The sequence below is a fragment of the Nostoc sp. UIC 10607 genome (assembly GCF_047228265.1).
Taxonomy (GTDB): domain Bacteria; phylum Cyanobacteriota; class Cyanobacteriia; order Cyanobacteriales; family Nostocaceae; genus Nostoc; species Nostoc foliaceum_A.
Map to the genome: position 1 here is coordinate 1 of NZ_JBIQNW010000143.1, position 5,221 is coordinate 5,221.

4 protein-coding genes are annotated in these 5,221 nt (G+C 41.9%); 2 read left to right on the plus strand and 2 right to left on the minus strand.

The genetic code is table 11. From position 1 onward, the window contains the following. Positions 1-590: 590 nt before the first annotated feature. Both ACEYW6_RS35720 and ACEYW6_RS35725 read right to left on the minus strand, forming a co-directional pair. Positions 591-980, minus strand: coding sequence for a hypothetical protein (locus ACEYW6_RS35720; RefSeq protein ID WP_412983532.1), 390 nt, complete (start codon positions 978-980; stop codon positions 591-593). A 63-nt stretch (positions 981-1,043) separates the two neighbouring features. Then, entirely contained in the window at positions 1,044-1,547 is a 504-nt protein-coding gene (locus ACEYW6_RS35725) for a hypothetical protein (RefSeq protein ID WP_412983533.1), read from the minus strand. Between the two features lie 611 nt (positions 1,548-2,158). Between ACEYW6_RS35725 and ACEYW6_RS35730 the strand changes: the two genes are divergently transcribed. Further along, positions 2,159-2,539 (plus strand): plasmid mobilization protein, encoded by a 381-nt coding sequence (locus ACEYW6_RS35730; RefSeq protein WP_412983534.1) that lies wholly within the window; start codon positions 2,159-2,161, stop codon positions 2,537-2,539. A gap of 2 nt (positions 2,540-2,541) precedes the next feature. Next, on the plus strand, positions 2,542-4,074 hold the full coding sequence (locus ACEYW6_RS35735) for a relaxase/mobilization nuclease domain-containing protein (RefSeq protein WP_412983535.1): 1,533 nt from the start codon (positions 2,542-2,544) through the stop codon (positions 4,072-4,074). The last annotated feature ends 1,147 nt before the right edge of the window (positions 4,075-5,221 follow it).

Below are 5,221 nucleotides of genomic sequence, written 5' to 3' on the forward strand. Positions count from 1 at the left end.
TTATCATTTTCAATAAGACTATTTTGAGTATTTTAACTGGTTGACAAAATGCACTTTATCTTAACCTCTCACGGATGAGCTTTCCCCCTATAGGAATTTGCTCTTTCTGTGATGATTTTAGTTTTATAGCCTTTTTTGACACAGTATTTTCTCAGCCAACTACTTAGGCAATTAAAGACAAATTATTGATAGACAGTACTAGCCAGCCTACAAGCAGTGTACTTTACTGGTCTAGAATCTAAACCCATCTTCAGGGTTGAATCTATTGCCTCAAAATGCGTGACAAAGACGGTTAACTGTGTTCTACCTTGTGTCTATAAAGCTTTTCGCATACTAGACACATAAGAATTACTGCGCTTATGCGGCATAAACAATGTGCTACTTATGTATTTCACATAAAAATTGCATAACAATTAATGCTTTTTACGGCACTGACAATGTGCCAGTGCCCTGTGATATAGGATTAACAAGGGTTTAACTCTTGTTTCACGTTGCACATCTCGGCTCGATACCAATTAACCCTCCCCTTGTTCGCTCGACTGCGGCGCTTGAAACTTTGTCCGCTCACCAGTACCCAACTGCTAATTTATTCAGTCAGATTCAAAGTTGAGCAGAACAGCATCGGCAAGGAACATTTCGTCTTTAGCTTTTAAACCAATATCTCGACGTATACTGTCTAGAATTTCTAGACCTGTGCGTTGGCTGTTGGGGTAGGGAGTCCAGATGGCGTTGACTGTAATTTCAGTACCGACTAAGAATGTGTTGACTGCGCCGACAAAATATTCACCATCGGCATAATCTAAGCGGACAAGGTAAACACGAGATTTGCCAGCGTAGTGAGCATTTTTAATGTCAGAGGCGGTTTGATAATCGGGATGTGATTCAGTCAAGTAGGTGATTTTAGGTTTGTTGGGATGATTAAATCCTTCAGATTTACCCCAATTGGGGTCTGACTTCTTGCGCCTTTTAGCTTCTCCCATATTGATTCCTATTATGTGGCTAACTTGACCCGTTCAAAGACTAAAACTAGGATGCCATTGTTTCTATGTTGTTGCTGCCTCTGCTGCAAGTAGTTGTTTTTTACTCTTACCCTTCTTACTGTTTACAGGTGTTTCTTCAGCTTCACTGCTGGCTTTTTCTTCTTTCTGATTTTCAGTAGCCTCTTGACCTGACGTACTACTGCCGTTATCAGATGCCTGATCACGGCGACGACCGCTTTTCTTCAACTCACCGATTAAATATTTGATTCTGCTGCCAGCCAAATTAATCCCTAAACCCTTCAGCATCTCTGATACTTCATCGTAAGTGTAGCCGTACTTGTTAGAAGTCAGCTTCTCAATGTACCGTCTCATTTTCCTGATGGCCTCTCTGTCCGATACATCTTCTCGCTCTTTCGGCTTCTGTTCTTTCAGCAGATTGATGGCCTTATCAATCTTCTCTTTCGTGATTACTTCTGAATTCTGATGTTCACTCATGGTTATCTCGTGAATCCCGATTAACTGATAATTATCGGCTATTTGAAATAATTTGTACCAATTGGTTTTCAAAATCCTACAAAAATCTGCTATTGCGGCTACGCCGAATTACCTCTTCGTATTACGGCTACGCCTTATATTTTTTAGTGTGGCAGCTTCGCTGGTAGTTTTATTCAAGCTAATGCTAAACAATCTGACTATTGACAGCTACGCTGAATCAGATAATTTTACTTAAAACAGCTACGCTGAATTATTTTTTACTATTGCGGCTACGCCGGACTATTATATTGTGTGGCAGCTACGCTGAATCAGAGAATTTTCATATAGCAGCTACGCCATTTGTACCCACTCTGTAGCGGCTACGCCGAACCATAATTTATCTCCTGCTTGATTTGATTCAAATTCCGGCTACGCCGTTGCTATCCTCCTCTGTAGGTTGTAGGATGGTCAGCATCACGGCTACGCCTTTGTACTCCCGCCTTCAGCCTATCGCTGTGCCCCCGTACACACGTAGCACATGACACCTAACTACCCCCGCATTTGGGCTAGAAGCAAGCCGTGTCTTTTGCCTACGGCAAACCTCGCTCCGCTCGGACGACAGGCTTGCCAAAGTGGGAAGTGTCCCCCTTTGGAAACCCCCTCTCATATCTCCCACAGTTATGCGCCCAAAACTGTCAAAAAACTTGCTTCGTACTAAAACATTGGAAGCTCGTGTTAACGCAATCGAACACGAGATGATTAAGCTCAAAGCACAAGACGCGGGACTAAGCATAGCTGAATTAACCAGACGCAGTGTTTTACTAAAACCACTGCCCAAACGACTGAGCAAAATAACCCTAGCTACTTATAGAGAATTAGTCCGCATCGGCAGCAATATTAATCAACTCACCAGAGCTACTAATACAGCTATTAAAATGGGACTGCGACCACCCGCAGATCCAGAACAACTAAAACAGTTACAAAAACTCTTACAACAAATTGGTCGGGAACTGTCCCAAATCGAAACTGAAATTACTGATGATGATGACATAGAAGATGATGGTGATTCGGAAGACTGGGAGTAAAAATGATTGGCAACCAAACCAAAGGTAAAAGCTTTCGTGGACTCCTTGACTATCTCTCTAACAAAGAGGAGTCATCCTTAATTGGCGGCAATATGTTTGGCACAAATGCCAGAGAATTAGCCAGAGAATTCCGACTGTCTCGACAACTTAATCCAGAAGCGGAGAAAGTAGTTCATCATGTTTCGCTCTCACTAAGCCCAGGCGAACAGCTAGACAATGATACTTGGTGCGAGGTTGCCGACAAGTATATGTCAGAAATGGGTTATATAGCTAACCAATATGCCATCTACCGCCACAGCGATCGCAACCACGACCACATACATATTTGCGCCAGTAGAATTAGTTTGGATGACGGCAAGATTACCCGTGATAGCTGGGAGTATGTGCGCTCTGAAAAAATCATTCGCCAGCTAGAACTAGAATATGGGTTGCAGCAGACCCTCAATAGCAAGGAGAAACTGAACCGCGCCCCCAGCGTAGGGCAACAGCGACGACTGGAGAGAGAGCAACTAGAATACGAGCAGGGTGAGAGAAACACGCCGCCACAACAGCCAATCAAAACCCAACTAATTGAATTAATCGACCGCGCCACAGTAGATAAACCGACTATGCCCCAACTAATAGAACGATTGCAACTGTTGGGTATTGAGGTACGTCATGGGCTAACACGCAACGGTAAAAGTAAAGGCATCTCTTACTCATGGAATGACCAGAAATTTAGCGGTACATCTTTGGGGCCTGCCTATACATTCCCAGGACTACAGAAGCATTTTGAAATTGACTACCAGCCAGAACGTGATGATGAGCGCATTAATCAAATTCTGGTGATTCCTGCTAAACCACTCCCAATTGAGCAGTTAGAAAAGTTTTTTCAAGAGATTGAACGCAAACAGCGACAGCCTCAGTTCACCCCACCACCAGAGGATAAAGTTGTTTGGCAAGTGTTGCACAAGTACTTAAGCGAGAAACGCTATATACCAGATTATATTGTGCAAGGATTACATGGTAATCAGTTGCTTTACATGGATGAGCAACGAAATATTTTGTTTATCAAGCGTGATTTAGATGGTGAAAAAACTGGCGCATTAATTTGGTCAAAGCCTAGACAAAATCATCGCACTGTGGAGTACGACCAAAACACCTCTACAGCAAATGGTTGGTTTTATCTGAGATTGGGAGGGCAACCAACGGACAAGGTAGAAAACGTCTTTTTGTGTTCTTCACCAATTGATGCGATGTCAGCAGCCACCTACCTGATCTCAAGTTGCAAGGGGCTACCACCAACTAGAACCATGTTGATAGTAGCTGATGACCCTAATAACTTACCTATGGAATTTCTCAAGAGTTTCAATAGGGTTGTCGTAGCATTCAATAATGATGAACAAGGGAATAACGCAGCTAGTGCAGTATTAGAATTGTTGCCACAGGGTAAAAGGCTCAAAACCCATAATCCTGATTGGAGTCAGGAATTAGAAGCTCATCTCAGGGAGGAGCAACAAAAGCTCAGACAGCAGGATCGTGGTTTTAGCCTGTGAGCCACGCTCCCGTAGACCGAACTCGTTGCTGCCGAGGCGAGGCTTTAGTTTTTACTAGCTGGGCAGTTAAGAGAGCAGTTTTTTGAAGCACAATTGCAACATAAGTGTATTATGTATTCTCAATAATTTTGAAGTTATTGAGAATTCAACAGGCGTTCTTAAATTGCTGTAAGTCATAGTCAGTCAGCATTACGCCAGAATTTTTCTCTAATTGTCTTATGCTCAACTGGTAGCAGTAGGGCCACCGTATTGCTACCAGTTGGGGAATCATCAAATTTTCAACAACTCGCTTTTTTACTGCTCAACTGGTAGCGGTGTGTCACCAGTTGAGCTACCCAACAGCTACCAGTTGAGCAAGGTATTTAGAACTACTATTTCAATACCGATAAACTACATAAAATCTATGTAATAAGTGGTGTTTACAGCATAGCTTTGGTGTAACTCACAAGTGGAGTGCAATTTTGATACTACAAAAGTAGTTGTTAAGTATTATTTGTTGACGTTGGTTCAAAGTTTTTTAATTTTGGTTCAAAAAATCTGGCCAAACTTTTTGGCGTACTGTGCGTAAGTTTTGGTCAGAAATTTTTGGCGGAAAAATCAGGGTGGTAAATGAGGTTTTTGGGGTCGAAATCCTTAGATTTACCTTATGTTTACCTTGTAAATACCTTGGAGATGCCATTGCATTACCTTATTTTTGGCAAAAAAGAGGCATTTTGTAAAAAACGGTGATTTTCAGTGTTAAAGGTGCAAATAAATCCTTATATTTGCCATTGGAATACCATTGAAATGCCATTGTAGAACCTTATTTCTGACATTTTGATAAAATCCTTGTATTTACCTTATAAATGCCTTTCGAGTTAATTAATGCTTAGGGTGCAAACTTTTTCTGAGGCCAAAAAAATTAGTATGATTTCGCCACCTGCACATAGAAAATCTTTAGGCATCCAGATAAAGATGCACACAAGGGGCAACCACCAGTTAGAACAATGTACATGGCTCTTGATGACCCGGATAACTTGCCGTTTGAATTTCTCAGAAATATCAACAGGATTGGGGTGGCATTTTTTATCCGGGAGCAATGCGATTTTGTGAGGTCGGCTAAAAAAGGTGCGATCGCTAAATTCTTGTCTCAGTGTTCATTATTTAT